Source organism: Cryobacterium algoritolerans, from assembly GCF_004402785.1.
GTDB lineage: Bacteria > Actinomycetota > Actinomycetes > Actinomycetales > Microbacteriaceae > Cryobacterium > Cryobacterium algoritolerans.
The window spans coordinates 1-16,525 of the sequence record NZ_SOFP01000023.1 but is presented as its reverse complement, the minus strand read 5'-3'; the positions used below and the strand labels follow the sequence as shown (position 1 = coordinate 16,525).

The following is a 16,525-nucleotide window of genomic DNA, read 5'->3' as shown; positions in this document are numbered from 1 at the left end:
CTCTACCACGTGGCCATGATCCTCTGCGGCCTGGTCGACACCACCCGCCGAGGGTTGAGTTGCGCACAAAATGTCCTCCCACACCCTCCCACGACGTGGGAAGGCGGGAAGGTGTTTTGTGCGCAACTCAACGGCCAGGGCCGCGACATTCGATCGAGCTACGCCTCGATGTCGATGTTGCGGGTCTCGCGGCTGGCGAGCAGCGCGACGAGCGTGAGCACGGCCATCACCGACAGGTAGACGCCGACCCAGAACGGGCTACCCCCACCGAGCGTCCAGAGCCAGATCGCGATGAACGGGGCCACGGCCGCGCCGAGGATCGAGCTCATGTTGTAGGCGAACGCGGAACCCGTGTAACGCACGTTCGTCGGGAACAGCTCGGGCAGCAGTGCGCCCATCGGTCCGAAGGTCATGCCCATCAGGGAGAAGCCGACGATGAGGAAGACCATCACGCCCACGAAGCCGGCCCCGAGCAGCGGCACGAACAGCAGGCCGAACCCGATTATGGCGATGGTCACGATGACCAGGGTCTTGCGGCGGCCGTGCCGGTCAGCCCACGGTCCTGAGGCGAGGGTGAAGACCCCGAAGAACAGCACGCCGACGATCATCATCAGGATGAAGTTGTTGTAGCTGTAGCCGAGCCCGGGCACCGGGGCATCCGTCGCGGCGCGACCGTAGCCGAGCGTGAACGTGGTCATCAGGTAGAACAGCACATAGGTGGCCAGCATGATGAAGGTGCCGAGAATCAGCTCGCGCCAGTTCGACTTGAACACCGCGGCCAGGGGCAGCTTCTCCACCCGCTTGGCGGCGACGACCTTGGTGAACGCATCGCTCTCGACCAGGCGCAGCCGCACCCAGAGGCCGACGATCACCATCACGGCCGAGAACAGGAACGGGATGCGCCAGGCCCACTCGAGGAACGCGTCGGAGGGACGGGTCGGATCGGTGGACGGCAGGGCAAGGGCGATCGCGAGGAACAGGCCGTTCGCGATGATGAAGCCGAGCGGGGCGCCCACCTGTGGGAAGGTTCCGTACCAGGCCCGTTTGCCGGCCGGCGCGTTCTCGGTGGCGACCAGGGCCGCACCGCTCCACTCCCCGCCGAGCGCGAAGCCCTGGGCGAGCCGCAGCACGACGAGCAGCAGCGGGGCGAACCAGCCGACCTGGGGGTAGGTGGGCAGCAGCCCGATCAGGAAGGTGGCGATGCCCATGGTCAGCAACGCGCCGACCAGGGTCGCCTTGCGTCCCTTCCGGTCGCCGAAGTGGCCGAAGACGAGGGCGCCGATCGGGCGGGCCACCATGGCGGCGCCGAAGACCGCGAACGACGCGAGCAGCGCCGTGGTCTCGTTGCCGGTGGGGAAGAACAGGTGCGGGAAGACGAGAACGGCGGCCGTGGCGTAAACGTAGAAGTCGTAGAACTCGATGGTCGTGCCGATGAGGCTGGCGAGCACGACCCGGCTGCGCGGGTTCGTGGGCGCCGCGGATGTTACAGGGGTGGCCGACGTGGTGGGTGCTGACATTGAGGAGTCGCTCCGGAAGGTTGACGCGAAGCGGAACCCGGCCGGCAGGTGCGACGCCGATCGGGCGCCGGCGGCTGCCCCCCGGGACCGCGCGATGAGGTGAGCGCTTGTGGCGGCCACAGTGCACCCTACGTCCGGGCGCGTCCGGGAGCCAATCCCCGGCTAACGCTCAGGTAACGATCCGCGCGTGCGGTTTCGCCTGGGGTCGCCGCGGGCTGATTTTCGCGGCGCACCTTTACGTTCGCGGCGCGCGGTGCTCCGTGCGCCGAATTCCCCAAGGTGCGCCGCGAGGGTGCCTAGCCCGCAGTGCCGGACCGCAGCGACCGCAGCACCTGGGCGGTGGCGATCGCGGCGGATGCTGCTTCCTCTCCCTTGTCCTCCTTCGACCTGGGCAGGCCGGCCCGGTCGAGGCCCTGCTGCTCGTCGTCGAGGGTGAGCACGCCGAAGCCGACGGGCTTGCCCGTGTCCAGGGCGACGCGGGTCAGGCCGTCCGTGGCCGCGGTCGAGACGTATTCGAAGTGGGGCGTGCCGCCACGGATGATGACGCCGAGGGCGACCACGGCATCCGCCCCGTTCTCCAGCGCCACCTTGCAGGCCACCGGCAGTTCGAAGCTGCCCGGCACCCGAACCAGGCTGAAGTTCGCGCCGGAGGCTTCGAGCACCCGGGTGGCGCCCGCGATCAGCCCGTCGGTGATCACGTCGTGCCACCGGCCGGCGACGATCACGATTCTCAGCCCGGTGCCGTCGACAGCGATCTGGGGTGAACCTGCTCCGCTCATAGTGCGATGCCCTTCAGGATTTCGGTGTCTGCGATGTGGTGGCCCATCCGGTCGCGTTTCACGGCCAGGTAGTCCTGGTTGTGGCTGCCGACACCCACGATCAGCGGCACCCGTTCGGTCACGGTGACGCCGTGTGCCTCGAGCTGGCGCAGTTTCTCGGGGTTGTTGGTCAGCAGGCGCACCGAGGAGATGCCCATCTGATGCAGGATGGCGGTGGCGGCGCCGTAGTCGCGGGCGTCGGCCGGCAGGCCGAGGGCGAGGTTCGCGTCAAAGGTGTCCAGCCCGTCCTCCTGCAGCTTGTAGGCGCGCAGCTTGTTGATCAGGCCGATGCCGCGACCCTCCTGGCCGCGCAGATAGACGACGATGCCGCCCTCCTCCTGGATCGTCTCGAGTGCGGCGTCCAGCTGGGGGCCGCACTCACATTTGAGCGAACCGAACGCCTCCCCGGTCAGGCACTCGGAGTGCACCCGCACGAGGGCGCCGTCGCGCGGTGTGCCCGAGACGATGGCGACGTGGTCGGCCCCGGTCATCCGGTCCCGGTAGGCGCGGATCTGGAAGGCTCCGTGGCGAGTGGGCACCGTGGTCTCCACCTCGAAGTCGACCCGGGGGGATTCGAGGATCGGGCGCACCGTCGGCAGGTCGGTGTCGCAGTGGAATTCCTGCAGGTAGGCGATCAGGTCCTTGATCGTGATCACGAGCACCCCCTCGCGCTCGCCGAGTTCGAGCAGCCCGGGCAGGCGCATCATCTCGCCGTCCTCTGCGACGATTTCGCTGATCCCGGCGACGGGAACCAGGCCAGCCAGCTTCATCAGGTCGACCGCGGCCTCGGTGTGGCCGTCGCGTTCGCGCACGCCGCCGTCCACCGCGCGAAGCGGCATGATGTGGCCCGGACGGTGCAGGCTCGCCGGGGTGGAGGCCGGGTCTGCGAGCACGCGCAGCGTGTGGGCACGGTCGGCGGCGCTGATTCCGGTGCTGAGGCGGTCGGCCGCATCGACCGACACGGTGTAATTGGTGCCGCGCGGGTCCTCGTTGTTGAGCACCATCACCGGCAGGTCGAGCGTGTCGGCGAGGTCGTTCGTCATCGGGGCGCAGATGAATCCGGACGAGTACCGCACCGTCCAGGCGAGCCACTCCTGCGTGGCCATCTGGGCGGAGATGATCACGTCACCCTCGTTCTCCCGGCCTTCGTCGTCGGCGACGATGACGGGTTTTCCCAGCCGCAGGGCGTCCAGGGCGGTGGGGATGTCGGCGAGACTCATGACAGGCTCCTTTTCGATCCTGCGGCCGCCAGATCGAGCATGCGCTCGACGTGACGGGCCAGGATGTCGGTTTCGATATTGACGTGATCGCCGACCGAACGCTCTCCGAGCGTCGTTGCGGTGAGGGTTTCGGGGATGAGCGAGACGTCGAACCACTGTTCGGCGTCGCTGGCGGGGCTGATGTCGCTGACCGTCAGCGACACGCCGTCGACGGCGATGGACCCCTTGCTCGTGACGAGCGGGGCGAGTTCGGGGGAAAGGCTGAACCGGAGCACCCGCCAGGCCTCCCCGGGGGTGATCGCCAGCAGCGTGCTGGTGCCGTCGATGTGGCCCTGCACGATGTGCCCGCCCAGCCGACCGCCGACCAGCGCGGCCCGTTCCAGGTTCACCGGGGTTCCGGCGGTGACGCCGGAGAGCGTCGACATCGCCAGAGTCTGGGCCATCACATCGGCCGTGAACGTCTCGCCGGTGCGCTCCACGACGGTGAGGCAGACACCACTGACCGAGATCGAGTCGCCGTGGCCGGCGTCGGCGACGACCAGCGGGCCGCGCACGGTGAGGCGCACGGCATCCGTCGACTGTTCGACCCGCTCGACGCGGCCGAGCTCCTCGATGATTCCGGTGAACATGGTGATTCCTTATCTCGGTCGGGCGACGACGAGGAGGTCCTCGCCCAGCCGGCCGCAGTGTTCGATGGTCAGGAGACGTTGTTCGTCGATGCCGGACACGCCGATCTCGCCGAGGGCGAGCCGCCCGCCGCCGAGCAGGGTCGGGGCCAGATAGACGAGGTATTCGTCGACGAGCCCGGCCGCCACGAAGGCACTCGCCAGGCGCGGGCCACCCTCGATGAAGGCGTGACGGATGCCGCGTCCGTGCAGGTTCGCGAGCACGGCCGTGAGGTCGTCGGTGGGGAAAAACAGCGGCGGGCGTGGGTGGGAGCGGAGCGCGGCATCCGCCGGGATGCGTCGGCTGCCGATCACGACGGGAATCGGCTGGCTGGGCAGGAGTTCTCCGGCGGCGTCGCGGGCGGTGAGCGCCGGGTCGTCGGCGAGGGCCGTGCCGGTGCCGACGATGATCGCGTCGGCCGCGGCCCTGCGACGGTGCACGTCCAGGCGCGCCTGCGGACCGGTGATCCATCGGCTGGTGCCGTCGGCCGCGGCGGCGCGGCCGTCAAGGCTGGACGCCCACTTGAGGGTGACGAACGGCCGGCCCAGGCGGGCCGCGGTCAGCCAGTCGGCGAGGAAGGCCGAGACCTCGGCCTCGAGGAACCCACCGAGCACGTCGATTCCGTGCGCGCGGAGTCGTTCGGCGCCGCCGGACGACTCCCGGCCGGGATCGGACACCGCGTAGACCACCCGGGCGATGCCGGCGTCGATCAGGGCGAGCGCGCAGGGGCCGGTGCGGCCGGTGTGGTTGCAGGGCTCGAGTGTGACCACGGCGGTCGCGCCACGAGCGGCGCCGCCCGGCAGCTTTCCGAGCGCGTCCACCTCGGCATGGGCAGTCCCGGCGCCGCGGTGCCAGCCCTCGGCGAGCACCTCGCCGTTGGCGGCCAGGAGGACGCAGCCGACCCGGGGATTCGGCCCGGTACTCGGTCCGTGTGCGGCCAGTTCGAGGGCGCGCCGCATGGAGCGTTCGAGTGCCGCGTCCTGGTCCATTCCCGTCCTCGTTCGTTTCTGGAACGAACTCCGGGGAGTGGTGCCTGAACACCGGGTGGGTCGCGCGCAGGGCGAAACCCGTCGATCGATCCCTGACGGGATTTTTCGACTCGTGCGCCTCTCATCCGGACTTTAACCGTCGGTGCTGGAATTTCACCAGCTCAACCGATCCACCCTGAGGTGGAACGGGTCGCGGACTTTCACCGCCGGTTCGGAATTACACCGACCCCGGAGCACGTTTCTTGGTACTGCTACTACTAGTTATAGCTCAACGTATCCCGTGCCAAAGAATTCCCGTTCACGTTTCCGGTCGGGTAAGCGGCTCTGGGGACTTCGGATGCACGAGGACCGTCGGTTGGGGTGCCCGCGGCGGCCACGTGCTGGCTCCGAGTTCCCGGGAGATGTTCCGGGCCGTTTCGCGCAGGCTGTTGAGCACGTCGGGTTCTGGAGGCCACTGGCTCGATGGAATGACAACGGCGACAGCGGCAATAACGTTGCCGCGGGTGTCGACCACGGGCGCGGCAACCGACGACTCGCCCAACACGGCCTCGTCCTCTTCGGTCGCGATGCCGAAGTCCGCGATCGAGGCGAACTGAATGGCCAGCTGGGTCGGGTCGGTGATCGTGGCACCGGTGAGGGTGCGAAGTGACCGCCCCAACAATCCGGTGGCGTACTCGGGGTTGTACGCGAGGAGGACCTTGCCCATGGCCGAGGCGTGGGCGGGGACGGACAGGCCCGTCTCGGGCATCTGCTGGCTACCGTCCGGCCGCTGGTTATGGTGGATGATGATGACCTCGTCGAACAATTGCACCCCGAGACGTGTGGACAGTCCGGTTCTGCGCGCGAGTTCGAGGGTCCAGCGCATCGCCCGGGCGCGCACGTCGAGCGTGTCGAGATAGACATTCGAGAGTTTGAGCAGGGCAGGGCCGAGCATGTACCGGTTGCCACCGGGCTCCTGGGCGACGAGACCGTGGCCCTGCAGCGATTTGACGATGCCGTGCACAGTCGAGGCCGGCAGCCCCAGTTCGGCAGAAAGCTCCGTGATGCCGAGGTGGCGCGCGCCCTGCAGCGACGACAGCACCTTGGCCGCACGATCGATGGCTTGAATCACTTTGCACCTCCAGCTGATCTTCTACACTATGCCGTTTCAGCGAGATGCGTTCGCAGATCACCTTGACATTTACCACCCATTCGAGGGATATTCGACATTATCGAATTGCATTCTGTATTTCTATTGAGTTGCAGGCGAAGTCGACCTGCGGATCACACCTCGACAAGTTCAACGGAGAGCAACCATGAAGGTCAATCAGGAGGTCCCAGACATGAAAAAACTCATCAATTCCCCGGAGACAGTTCTCGCCGATTCCCTCGCCGGTGTCGCAGCCGCACACCCGGATCTTCGCGTTGACCACGCGAATCGGATCATTTTCCGAGCTACCCCGAAGGCGGCAGGCAAAGTCGCCTTGCTCTCGGGTGGCGGCACTGGCCACGAGCCCCTCCATGGAGGCTTCGTCGGTGAGGGCATGCTCGATGCAGCGTGCGCTGGCGCTATCTTCACCTCGCCAACGCCCGACCAGATGCTGGAGGCAACGAAAGTTGTCGATCGGGGAGCCGGCGTACTGCATATCGTCAAGAACTACACCGGCGATGTAATGAACTTCGAGATCGGCGCTGAGCTGGCTGCGGCAGAGACCGGGATCAAGGTGGCGGTCGTTGTTGTCAACGATGACGTCGCGGTCGAGGATTCGAGCTTCACCGCGGGTCGCCGAGGCGTCGGCACCACCGTCCTGCTCGAAAAGATCGCGGGAGCTGCTGCCGAGGAAGGTCGCGACCTTGCTGCCGTCGCCGCGGTGGCGCAGAAGGTCAATGAGTCGGGTCGCTCAATGGGCGTCGCTCTCACCAGCTGCACCGTACCGTCAGCGGGAAAACCGACCTTCGTACTGCCCGACGACGAGATGGAGATCGGCGTGGGAATTCACGGCGAGCCGGGACGCCGCCGTGTGCCTCTGGCCGGGGCCGCCGAGGTCGCCCGTCAACTCGTCGAGCCGATCCTCTCTGATTTGGACTTCACCGGCGCCCCGACGATCGTGATGCTGAACGGGCTGGGCGGAACCCCGCTGATCGAGCTCTATGTCATGTATGCCGAAGTCCGGAAGATCCTTGACGCCGCCGGCATCACGGTCGCCCGCTCTCTCGTGGGCAATTACATTACGGCGCTGGACATGGCGGGTTGCTCCGTCACGATCCTCAAGGCCGACGATGACCTGCTGCGCCTGTGGGATGCGCCGGTGAATACCTCCGGACTGCGTTGGGGGATCTAGCACCATGACGAATGAGACGATCAGCGTTGACCAGCTCTCCGGCTGGCTGACCCGCTTTAACGACCTGGTCACCGAGCAGGTCTCCTATCTCACCGAACTCGATTCAGCCATCGGCGACGCGGACCACGGTTCGAACATGACCCGCGGCATGAGCGCGGTCGTCGAGAAAATCCAGGCCTCACCGGCCGGCACCGTCGACGAGTTGTTCACGGGAGCGGGCATGACCCTGGTGACGTCGGTGGGCGGTGCCAGTGGCCCCCTGTACGGCACCTTCTTCCTGCGGATCGGCGCGACGGCGGGCCCGGTGGGAACCCTGGACGCGCCCGGCCTGGCGTCGGCGCTCCGTGCAGGGTTGGGCGGTGTCGTCGCCCGTGGCAAGGCTGAGGTCGGGGACAAGACCATGTTCGATGTCCTCGCTCCCGCGCTCGACGCGTTCGATGCCGCTCTCGCCGGCTCCTCCGATATCCCCTCGGCAGCCCGGGCTGCGTACTCCGCCGCACAAACCGGGCGGGATGCAACCCAAGCCCTGCTCGCGCGCAAGGGCAGGGCGAGTTACCTCGGGGAGCGCAGCATCGGCCATATCGACCCGGGGGCCGCGTCGACATCGCTGCTGTTCCAGGCCCTGGCCGAGACTCTGGGCAAGGAGTAGCTCATGATCGGAATAGCAGTGGTATCGCACAGCCCCCGGCTCGCGCAGGCAGCCGTGGACCTCGCGCTGGAGATGGTCGGCGATGGCGGGCCCGCCATCGCGATTGCGGCCGGTGCCGGCGAAGGCGTGACGGGAACGGATGCGTTCAAGGTCGCCGAGGCCATCACCGAGGTTTCCTCTCCCGAGGGCGTGCTCGTGATGATGGATCTCGGCTCGGCCGTGATGAGCGCGGAAATGGCGCTGGAATTCCTGGCGGATTCCGAAGTGCCCGTGAAACTGACGAGCGCGCCCTTCGTCGAGGGCCTCATGGCGGCAGTGGTGCGCGCAGCCGGCGGCGCAAGCCTGGATGACGTGGAAAGGGAGGCCAGGGGTGCCCTCCACGCCAAACGGACCCACCTGGACGACGACGAGCAGCCTGAACCATCGTTTGACGTCGGCCCGGTGGCAGAGCATGCCATGGAGGTGACCCTCCGCAACCCCCACGGCTTGCACGCGAGACCCGTGTCGATGCTCGTCAAAGCCATCAGTGCCTTCGAGGCCACGGTGACGGTTGCCAACATCCGCTCCGGCGGGCCCCCGGTGCCGGCGAACAGCCCGACCGCACTGCTCGGCGTCGGCGCTCGGCAGGGCGACACGATTTCCATCGCGGCTGCGGGGAGGCAGGCCAGGGAGGCTCTCGAAGCAGTGGGTGAACTGGTGCGCGGCGGGTTCGGGGAGGTCGAGACCACACCCCCGCCCGGGACTGCATCCGAGCAGTCCGCAGCGCGACCAGACGCGCGGCCGTCGAAGGAGGCCCTGTCGAGCGGGCCCCTCGGGGTCAGCCCCGGCCTCGCGGTCGGACCGATCGTTCGGATGCCGGACCAGCTGGAGGAACCGGTCGATGCTCCTGAGCTCTCCGAGCAGGAGCGTTCGGAGGCCGTGGGCCGGATCGAGGCGGCCTCGGCATTCGTTGCCGGTGCTCTAATGGACAAGGCCGGCCGCGTATCGGGTCCGGCGGCGCGGGAGATCCTGGAAGCAACGGCCCTGATGGCGACCGATCCCGGGCTGATCGGTGATGCCTGTGCCCGGGTGACCGACAAAGGGCAGACCCCGGAACGGGCCGTTTGGGCGGCGGTCGGCGACATCGCGGTAGTGTTCAGGGAGCATGGGGGGCTTCTCGCTGCGCGCGTCGCCGACCTGCACGATGTGCGCAACCGCATCGTGGCCGAACTGCTCGGGCGACCGGCGCCGGGACTGCCCGACCGGACGGAGCCCTACGTTCTTGTGGCGCGCGATCTGGCGCCCGCCGACACCGCGCTGATCGATCCAGCGGTGTGCCGAGCGATCGTGACCGTTGAGGGCGGCCCGACTTCCCACACGGCCATCCTCGCCCGTGCCCTTGGCCTGCCCGCCGTAGTGGCTGCTCGGCATGCGCTGGAGATCAGGGCGGGCAGCGTTGTAATCGTTGACGGCACGACCGGCGTGATCGTCGTCGATCCTACCGACGAGCAGGTCGTGCAAGCCGAGCAGGAAAGTAGTCGGGTGACCATGTTCGATGGGACGGGAAGAACGAAGGACGGGCAACGCGTGCAGCTCCTCGCGAATGTCGCCTCGCCCGACAGCGTGGCTGAGGCAATCAAGGCGAAGGCCGAGGGAGTCGGGCTCTTCCGCACCGAATTCTGCTTCCTCGATCAAGAGGAGGCTCCCGGCATCGAGGAGCAAGTGCGTGCCTATCGCCGGGTGTTCGCGGCTTTTCCCGGCAGGAAAGTCATCATCCGAACCCTGGATGCGGGGGCGGACAAACCACTCGCCTTCGTGTCCGAAGTGAACGAAGTCAACCCTGCGCTCGGCATCCGGGGGTATCGCACTGCGTGGCGGAGACCGGAGCTGCTCGACACTCAGTTGCAGGCCATCGCGATGGCGGCAGCCGCCGAGACCGCCGACGTGGGCGTGATGGCGCCGATGATCGCGACCGTCGAAGAATCGATTGCGTTCGCGGCCCGTTGCTTCGAGCACGGCTTGCGCAGTGTTGGTGTCATGATCGAGACTCCGGCCGCGGCGATCACCGCCGGGGACATCCTCCAGACGGTGGACTTTGCGAGCCTGGGGACCAACGATCTGGCTCAGTACACGATGGCGGCCGATCGGTTGATGGGGGAGCTGGCCCTGCTCAACGATCCGTGGCAGCCGGCGGTGCTCCGGATGATCAGGGAGGTGTCCCGGGCCGGGATCGCGACCGGCAAACCGGTCGGCGTCTGCGGTGAGGCCGCAGCTGATCCTCTTCTCGCCGCAATTCTGGTGGGTCTCGGCGTGACCAGCCTGTCGATGTCTCCTCGTGCCCTGGGTGGCGTTGCAAAGCTCTTGAGCAGCGTCACCGCCCAGCAGTGCCGGGATGCCGCCGCCTCGGTAGTCGCCGCGTCAAGTTCGAGCATGGCTCGGGCAGCCGCCGTCGCGCTGCTGGCCCCAGGGCAGCTCGCCTGATCGGAGACGCCGTGTCGATGGGCTGAGGACCAGACCTGGTTTTCCGCACCCGCAATGCCCGCCGAATCGTTCGACGGACGCTCGAAAAGGAGCGTCCGTCGGGCGGTTCCGCGGGCATTTCCCGGTTGCACGGCAGCGTGTGGAAAGCAATCTGCACAAACGTGCATGGACGATTCGCAAACGAAGCCCCACGGTCCGATAAATCCTGAATGGCATTCACAAAAAACGCCCGAAGTCGCGATTTGCTGCGGTGGGGGCGGCGATGACGGAGGGACCTCCGCTAGTGGGCATACGTGCCGGATGGGGCTGGGGGCCCCATCCGAGTGTCATTCCGGCCGGGATCCCCGTGAGACTGCCACAACTGCGGGCATAGTGTGAAAACCGTGAGCCAGGCAGGTTCGCCGTTACCGTCCCACAAAGATGTAGACGCAGTTCGACTAGGAAGAAGGTCTACGATGACCACTCCAATCCGCACAGTAATGAGTCCAGGACGCTACGTCCAAGGCAAAGGAGCGATCGAGCGCCTCGGCGAGTTCGTTGCCCAGATCGGCAGTTCGCCCCTGATCGTCTCTGATGACGTCGTCTGGGGTTTCGCCGGTGAGCAGGTGACGGCGAGCTTCGCCGCGGCCGACCTTCGGGTAGAGCGGGTCGCGTTCGGCAAGTTTGCAACGGCTGCCGTCGTCGACGCCCTGGTCGAGAAAATTCTCGAAACCAAAGCCGATGTGATTGTCGGCGTCGGCGGCGGAAGCACCGTCGACGCGGCCAAGGCGGCCGGATACCTCGCCGGCATCCGTTGGGTCAGCGTGCCCACAGTGGCGTCGACGGATGCTCCCACCTCCGCTCTCGCGGTTATCTACAACGAAGAGGGAGAGTTCGTCGAGTACCGTTTCTTCCCCCGTAACCCCGACCTCGTGCTCATCGACACCCAGATTGTCGCCAATGCGCCGGTTGAATTCCTGATCGCGGGAGTCGGCGATGCTCTGGCAACCTGGCTTGAGGCGCGAGCGACGGCCGCGGCCAACGCGACGACGATGGCGGGAGGGCTGCCGACTCAGACCGGAACGGCGCTCGCCAAGCTCTCCTGGGACGTGATCTGGGAAAACGCCCTGCCGGCTCTCGATGCGGTTCGTGACAACCTGGTCACCCCGGCGCTGGAGAAATTGGTCGAAGCGAACACGCTCCTGTCCGGACTCGGTTTCGAATCGGGCGGCCTGGCGGCGGCTCACGCCATCCACAACGGTCTGACTGCCGCTCCGCAGACCCACGGTCTCACTCACGGTCAGAAGGTGAATATCGGTTCGATGGCTCAGCTGGTTCTCGAGGGCGCACCCCGGGCCGAGATTGAGGACTTCATCGAGTTCACCACGCTGGTCGGTTTGCCTACAACGCTCACGGAGATCGGCCTCACGCTTGACGACGAGAAGGAGTTGCAGGCCATCGGCAAGGCAGCGACTCTGCCGGGTGAGACGATCCACAACATGCCGTTCGTGGTCACTGCTGACGATGTCGTGGACGCTCTCAAGTCGATCGAGCGGCTCTCCCGCTCCGTCCGCAAGGCGCGCGGTTTGCCGGCACCGGTGAAGTACGTACAGAAGCACGCACCAGTGCTCGTCGGAGCTCACTGACTTTCAGCCCCGTCGCCCTGTCGGAGTCCCCGGCGGATGAGACGCAACGGAGGAGAAACCACGTTGAGTGGCTGATTGAGGCGGCGCCCTGGTGCAATATCGCGGGCGCCGCCTCAATTTGTCAGGTCCGCCGGGCCGCCCGCCGACGCGCTCAGGAATCCGCCAGGGCCCTGGCGGTCCCCTCGTCGATGAACAGATCCGTGATCAGCCGGGCGGACAGCGCCCCGCGCAAGCTGGCGAGTTTGGAGCTGCCGGACACCACGCAGATCCGGCGGGGGGTGCGGCGTAGGACCGAGAACTCCGGTCCGGTGCTGCGCTCGTTCAGTGCGATTCCGTCGGTCGAGCCGTCGGCCCGGAAGAAGATCGTCGCAACGTCGCCGACGGCACCGTCGCGACTGAGGGCGTCGTAGTCGCCGTCCTCCAGGTACCCGCCGGCGTAGACGTGACTGGGGACATCCGAGAAGGGGGAGCCCAGCCCGAACAGGGCAACGTCCAGGCGGCCCTGCATCTCCAGCAGTCGGGTGACACCGCGCTCCCGCCAGAACGCCTGCCGGGTCGCCGGGTCGTCAAAGAAGGCGGGTACCGGGAATTGCTCGACGTGGGCGCCGTATGCGTCGCCAAATCGGCGCAGGATCTCGCTGGCGTAGTCGAGCCCGGTGGTGCGCATATTCCCGGCGCCGTTGAGCTGCACGATGTGAGAGTTATGGGTTGTTTTCGGAGTCACATGCCGGCTGATCGCGCTCATCGTGGAACCCCAGGCGATTCCCATGGTCATATTCGAATCGAAGAACTGACCGAGAATCCGTGCCACCGAGAGGGCAACCCGTTCTAACCGGTCGACGTCGCTGGCGTGATCGGGAACGGGAACGACGTGTGCGGTGACACGGTAACGGTCGAGGATGACCTTCTCCAGACTGCTCGTCGCGTCGAGGGGAGAGCGGATCTGAATGTCGACGAGCCCGGTGGCCCTGGCCTGGCTGAGCAGGCGGGAAATCGAGGACCTGGACGTGTGGAGTTCGTGGGCGATGGCATCCATCGTCAGGTCCTGCATGTAGTACAGGTGCGCAGCCGTCAGCGCGTCGCTGGTCCGGTCGGAGAGCGCCGGATCGTTCGGGAGAGTCATGTCCGCTCCTTGCACATATGTTCAGCCAGCTTGACCGTTTGTGTAACGGTAGTCAAGCTGTATTGACCCACAAGGTTTGCCCTGAGTGCAAATCGACGATGAGCAGGCTGTGAGTGCGTCACGGCTGCGAACCCACACAGAAGTGAGCGAACAGTGAATAATACAGCGATCCAGGCCCAGGCCGCCGTCCAGGCCGATCCCCGCGCGCGGGTCCTCATCATCGGGGCAGGCATCAACGGCATCGCCACCTTCCGCGACCTCGCGCTGCAGGGCGTCGACGTGGTCATCGTCGACAAGGGCGACTACGTCTCCGGAGCATCTGCCGCCTCCTCGCACATGATCCACGGGGGTGTGCGCTACCTGGAGAACGGCGAGTTCCGGCTGGTGAAGGAGTCGGTCGAGGAGCGCAACAGCCTGCTCAAGATCGCCCCGCACTACGTCAAGCCGTTGAAGACCACCGTGCCGATCTTCTCCACCTTCTCCGGGGTGCTGACTGCGCCGCTGCGCTTCCTCACCCACCGGCAGGGGGCGGCGCAGGAGCGCGGCGCCCTGCTGATCAAGGTCGGCCTCACCCTGTACGACTCCTTCTCCCGCGACGGCGGCAGCGTGCCCCGGCACGAGTTCCGCGGGGCGAAGGAGTCGCTGCGCCAGCTGCCCCGGCTGAACCCCTCGCTCAAGTACACGGCCACCTACTACGACGCCTCGATGCACGACCCGGAGCGACTGGCCCTCGACGTACTCGGCGACGGCCTCGCCGCCGGCCCGCACGCCCGCAGCGCCAACTACCTCGAGGCGGTGGGGATGGATGCCGACGGCGTGCGCCTGCGCAACACCGTCACCGGCGAGGAGTTCAGCTTCCAGGCCGACGTCGTCGTCAACACCTCCGGGCCGTGGACGGACCTCACCAACGCGGCTCTCGGCCAGGCCAGCGCCTACATGGGCGGCACCAAGGGCTCGCACATCGTGCTCGACAACCCCGAACTGCTCGCCGCGACCGACGGGCGCGAGATCTTCTTTGAGCACAAGGACGGTCGCATCGTGCTGATCTACCCGCTCGCCGGCCGGGTGCTGGTTGGCACCACCGACCTCGAACACGACATGACGCGGCCGGCCCGCTGCACCGAAGACGAGGTCGACTACTTCTTCGAGCTGGTCACGCACGTATTCCCAGATGTCGCCGTCGACCGGTCGCAGATCGTCTTCCGGTTCGCCGGGGTGCGCCCGTTGCCCAGGCACGACGACGAACAGCCCGGTTTCGTCTCCCGCGACTATCGGATCGAATCCCGGCCGCTCGGCGCCCGCCCCGGCACGCTGCTCAGCCTGGTCGGCGGGAAGTGGACCACCTTCCGCGCCCTCGCCGAGCACCTGAGCGGTGACATCCTCGCCCTGCTCGGCCTGCCCAGGGTGGTGTCGACCGTCGGGCTCGCCATCGGCGGCGGCCGTGACTTCCCGGTGACGGATGCCGCGCACCAGGTCTGGGTCACCGCCCACGGCGATGAGGTGGGTGCCGAACGAGCCGCAGCCCTGCTCACCCGGTACGGCACCCGCGCCGCCGATGTGATCGACTGGCTCACCGAGGAAGCGGACGCCCCGCTGGCCAACCACACCGGCTACACCCGACGGGAGATCGAGTACCTGGCCGCCACGGAATCCGTGATGCACCTGCTCGACCTGGTTCTGCGCCGCACCAGCCTGGCCTTCCGCGGCGAACTCAGCCTTCCGCTTCTCGGTGAGCTGGCGGCCGTTCTCGCGCCGGTGCTCGGCTGGGATGCGGCGACCCGTGAGAATGAGGTCGCGCTCGCCGTGGCAATGCTCCGCGAGACGCACGGGGTTCAGCTGTCGGCCGTGTCGGAGACGTCGGGCTCGATCGCCTGAGCCCGGTTCGGGCGCACACTACTGCCCTGCTGACCGGCGCATGCTTCCTGCCGGGCGACCCGGATTTGCACGGACGTGCAGCCGAAGGTGCCCCTTCGACCGGGCCGAGTCGATAGGTTTTTGAAGATTCGTTTTCTCTCGGATCCTCCGGTTCCACCAAACAAGGGTGTCACAGTGGACAATCTCGGTATCGTTTTTCTCTCGGAACTGGTGGGCACCGCCCTGCTCGTCCTCCTCGGCTGCGGAGTGGTCGCCAACGTGGCCCTGGCTAAAAACAAGGGTGCCGGCGGGGGCTTCCTGATGGTCACCATCGGCTGGGGCCTCGCGGTCTTCTCGGGTGTCATCGTGGCCTACAACTCCGGCGCCCACCTCAACCCTGCCGTCACTCTCGGCCTGGTGGCCTCCGGCGCGACCGAGTTCGGCTCGGGCGTTCCCGTGAACGCCGTCTCCGTCCTGGCCTACATCGGGGCGCAGATGCTGGGGGCACTGCTTGGCGCCGTCTTCGTCTGGCTGGCCTACAAGCAGCACTTCGACCAGGAGCCGAGCGCGGCCAACAAGCTGGGCGTGTTCTCGACCGGCCCGGCCATCCGTTCCTACGGTTGGAACCTCGTCACCGAGATCATCGGCACCTTCGTGCTGGTGTTCGTGGTGATCGCGTTCGGCGGTGGACGCCAGGGTGAGAGTGGCGGCCTCGCCGCCCTCGGCGCCCTGCCCGTCGCGCTGCTGGTCATCGTGATTGGCACCTCGCTCGGTGGTCCGACGGGGTACGCGATCAACCCGGCGCGTGACCTCGGGCCCCGGATCGCGCACTTCCTGCTGCCGATCAAGGGCAAGGGATCCTCCGACTGGGCCTACTCGTGGGTTCCCGTCGCCGGACCGATCATCGGCGGACTGCTCGCCGGCTGGGCGTCCGCGGCCCTCCTGCCCATCCTGGCCTAGCCGGGGACCGGAGCCGCGGCATCCGCCGACGGATGACGCGCACACTCGACACTCATTTCGCAACCTGAATCACACGATCAACAAAGGAGTTATCAATGGCCCAGTACATCATTGCCATCGACCAGGGAACGACGAGTTCCCGCGCGATCATCTTCGACAAGGCAGGGTCGATCGTCTCGACCGGCCAGCTCGAGCACGCCCAGATCTTCCCCCGGGCCGGCTGGGTCGAGCACGACCCGATGGAAATCTGGAACAACACCCGTGAGGTGATCGGCCAGGCGCTGTCCAAGGCCAACCTCACCCGCCACGACATCGCCGCCGTC

The 16,525-nt window shown here is 66.9% G+C and carries 14 protein-coding genes and 1 riboswitch; of the genes, 7 read left to right on the top strand and 7 right to left on the bottom strand.

All coding sequences use genetic code 11. The features are described 5' to 3' along the window. Positions 1–158 precede the first annotated feature (158 nt). The 6 genes from E3O19_RS04790 to E3O19_RS04765 all read right to left on the bottom strand — a co-directional run bounded on the left by E3O19_RS04790 (position 159) and on the right by E3O19_RS04765 (position 6,321). Positions 159–1,517 (bottom strand): MFS transporter, encoded by a 1,359-nt coding sequence (locus tag E3O19_RS04790; RefSeq protein ID WP_134565723.1) that lies wholly within the window; start codon positions 1,515–1,517, stop codon positions 159–161. A gap of 296 nt (positions 1,518–1,813) precedes the next feature. After that, positions 1,814–2,296: a 6,7-dimethyl-8-ribityllumazine synthase gene (ribH, locus tag E3O19_RS04785; RefSeq protein ID WP_134565721.1), complete on the bottom strand. Its 483-nt coding sequence runs from the start codon at positions 2,294–2,296 to the stop codon at positions 1,814–1,816. Beyond that, the gene (gene ribA / locus E3O19_RS04780; RefSeq protein WP_134565719.1) at positions 2,293–3,555 is read right to left on the bottom strand and encodes a GTP cyclohydrolase II; all 1,263 of its coding nucleotides are present in this window, start codon (positions 3,553–3,555) and stop codon (positions 2,293–2,295) included. Before ribA ends, ribH begins: the two co-directional genes overlap by 4 nt. Beyond that, complete coding sequence (locus E3O19_RS04775; protein ID WP_134565717.1) at positions 3,552–4,184, bottom strand: riboflavin synthase; 633 nt, start codon at positions 4,182–4,184, stop codon at positions 3,552–3,554. The genes ribA and E3O19_RS04775 overlap by 4 nt, the downstream gene beginning before the upstream one ends. A 9-nt stretch (positions 4,185–4,193) precedes the next feature. Continuing rightward, positions 4,194–5,210 (bottom strand): bifunctional diaminohydroxyphosphoribosylaminopyrimidine deaminase/5-amino-6-(5-phosphoribosylamino)uracil reductase RibD, encoded by a 1,017-nt coding sequence (gene ribD, locus E3O19_RS04770; RefSeq protein WP_134565715.1) that lies wholly within the window; start codon positions 5,208–5,210, stop codon positions 4,194–4,196. Positions 5,211–5,319: 109 nt separating this feature from the next. Continuing rightward, positions 5,320–5,450, bottom strand: a riboswitch (FMN riboswitch). Positions 5,451–5,508: 58 nt separating this feature from the next. Continuing rightward, on the bottom strand, positions 5,509–6,321 hold the full coding sequence (locus E3O19_RS04765) for an IclR family transcriptional regulator (protein ID WP_134565713.1): 813 nt from the start codon (positions 6,319–6,321) through the stop codon (positions 5,509–5,511). 211 nt (positions 6,322–6,532) lie between these two features. Between E3O19_RS04765 and dhaK the strand changes: the two genes are divergently transcribed. The 4 genes from dhaK (at position 6,533) to E3O19_RS04745 (ending at position 12,265) form a co-directional block, all read left to right on the top strand. Then, on the top strand, positions 6,533–7,531 hold the full coding sequence (dhaK, locus tag E3O19_RS04760) for a dihydroxyacetone kinase subunit DhaK (protein ID WP_134565851.1): 999 nt from the start codon (positions 6,533–6,535) through the stop codon (positions 7,529–7,531). Positions 7,532–7,535: 4 nt separating this feature from the next. Next, positions 7,536–8,180 carry a dihydroxyacetone kinase subunit DhaL gene (dhaL, locus tag E3O19_RS04755; RefSeq protein WP_134565711.1) on the top strand — a complete coding sequence of 215 codons (645 nt, stop codon included), beginning with the start codon at positions 7,536–7,538 and terminating at the stop codon, positions 8,178–8,180. A 3-nt stretch (positions 8,181–8,183) separates the two neighbouring features. Then, on the top strand, positions 8,184–10,640 hold the full coding sequence (ptsP, locus tag E3O19_RS04750) for a phosphoenolpyruvate--protein phosphotransferase (RefSeq protein ID WP_134565709.1): 2,457 nt from the start codon (positions 8,184–8,186) through the stop codon (positions 10,638–10,640). A 479-nt stretch (positions 10,641–11,119) separates the two neighbouring features. Beyond that, positions 11,120–12,265: a glycerol dehydrogenase gene (locus E3O19_RS04745; RefSeq protein WP_338145069.1), complete on the top strand. Its 1,146-nt coding sequence runs from the start codon at positions 11,120–11,122 to the stop codon at positions 12,263–12,265. A gap of 151 nt (positions 12,266–12,416) precedes the next feature. Here E3O19_RS04745 and E3O19_RS04740 read toward each other — a convergent pair whose 3' ends face one another. Continuing rightward, the gene (locus tag E3O19_RS04740) at positions 12,417–13,388 is read right to left on the bottom strand and encodes a sugar-binding transcriptional regulator (protein WP_134565705.1); all 972 of its coding nucleotides are present in this window, start codon (positions 13,386–13,388) and stop codon (positions 12,417–12,419) included. A 153-nt stretch (positions 13,389–13,541) separates the two neighbouring features. On the opposite strand from E3O19_RS04740, the gene E3O19_RS04735 reads away from it, so the two are divergent. The 3 genes from E3O19_RS04735 to E3O19_RS04725 form a co-directional block, all read left to right on the top strand. Then, the gene (locus E3O19_RS04735) at positions 13,542–15,263 is read left to right on the top strand and encodes a glycerol-3-phosphate dehydrogenase/oxidase (protein WP_134565703.1); all 1,722 of its coding nucleotides are present in this window, start codon (positions 13,542–13,544) and stop codon (positions 15,261–15,263) included. Between the two features lie 174 nt (positions 15,264–15,437). Then, on the top strand, positions 15,438–16,202 hold the full coding sequence (locus tag E3O19_RS04730; RefSeq protein ID WP_134565701.1) for an MIP/aquaporin family protein: 765 nt from the start codon (positions 15,438–15,440) through the stop codon (positions 16,200–16,202). A gap of 95 nt (positions 16,203–16,297) precedes the next feature. Continuing rightward, positions 16,298–16,525: FGGY family carbohydrate kinase (locus E3O19_RS04725; protein WP_241981193.1), on the top strand; the 228-nt coding region annotated here is incomplete at its 3' end.

What these genes read in the sequence shown, in the direction of transcription:
- ptsP (WP_134565709.1), top strand. Translation starts at nt 8,184, where the DNA reads ATGATCGGAATAGCAGTGGTATCGCACAGCCCCCGGCTCGCGCAGGCA.
- ribA (WP_134565719.1), bottom strand. Translation starts at nt 3,555, where the DNA reads ATGAGTCTCGCCGACATCCCCACCGCCCTGGACGCCCTGCGGCTGGGA.
- ribH (WP_134565721.1), bottom strand. Translation starts at nt 2,296, where the DNA reads ATGAGCGGAGCAGGTTCACCCCAGATCGCTGTCGACGGCACCGGGCTG.
- E3O19_RS04740 (WP_134565705.1), bottom strand. Translation starts at nt 13,388, where the DNA reads ATGACTCTCCCGAACGATCCGGCGCTCTCCGACCGGACCAGCGACGCG.
- ribD (WP_134565715.1), bottom strand. Translation starts at nt 5,210, where the DNA reads ATGGACCAGGACGCGGCACTCGAACGCTCCATGCGGCGCGCCCTCGAA.
- dhaL (WP_134565711.1), top strand. Translation starts at nt 7,536, where the DNA reads ATGACGAATGAGACGATCAGCGTTGACCAGCTCTCCGGCTGGCTGACC.
- E3O19_RS04745 (WP_338145069.1), top strand. Translation starts at nt 11,120, where the DNA reads ATGAGTCCAGGACGCTACGTCCAAGGCAAAGGAGCGATCGAGCGCCTC.
- E3O19_RS04775 (WP_134565717.1), bottom strand. Translation starts at nt 4,184, where the DNA reads ATGTTCACCGGAATCATCGAGGAGCTCGGCCGCGTCGAGCGGGTCGAA.
- E3O19_RS04790 (WP_134565723.1), bottom strand. Translation starts at nt 1,517, where the DNA reads ATGTCAGCACCCACCACGTCGGCCACCCCTGTAACATCCGCGGCGCCC.
- dhaK (WP_134565851.1), top strand. Translation starts at nt 6,533, where the DNA reads ATGAAAAAACTCATCAATTCCCCGGAGACAGTTCTCGCCGATTCCCTC.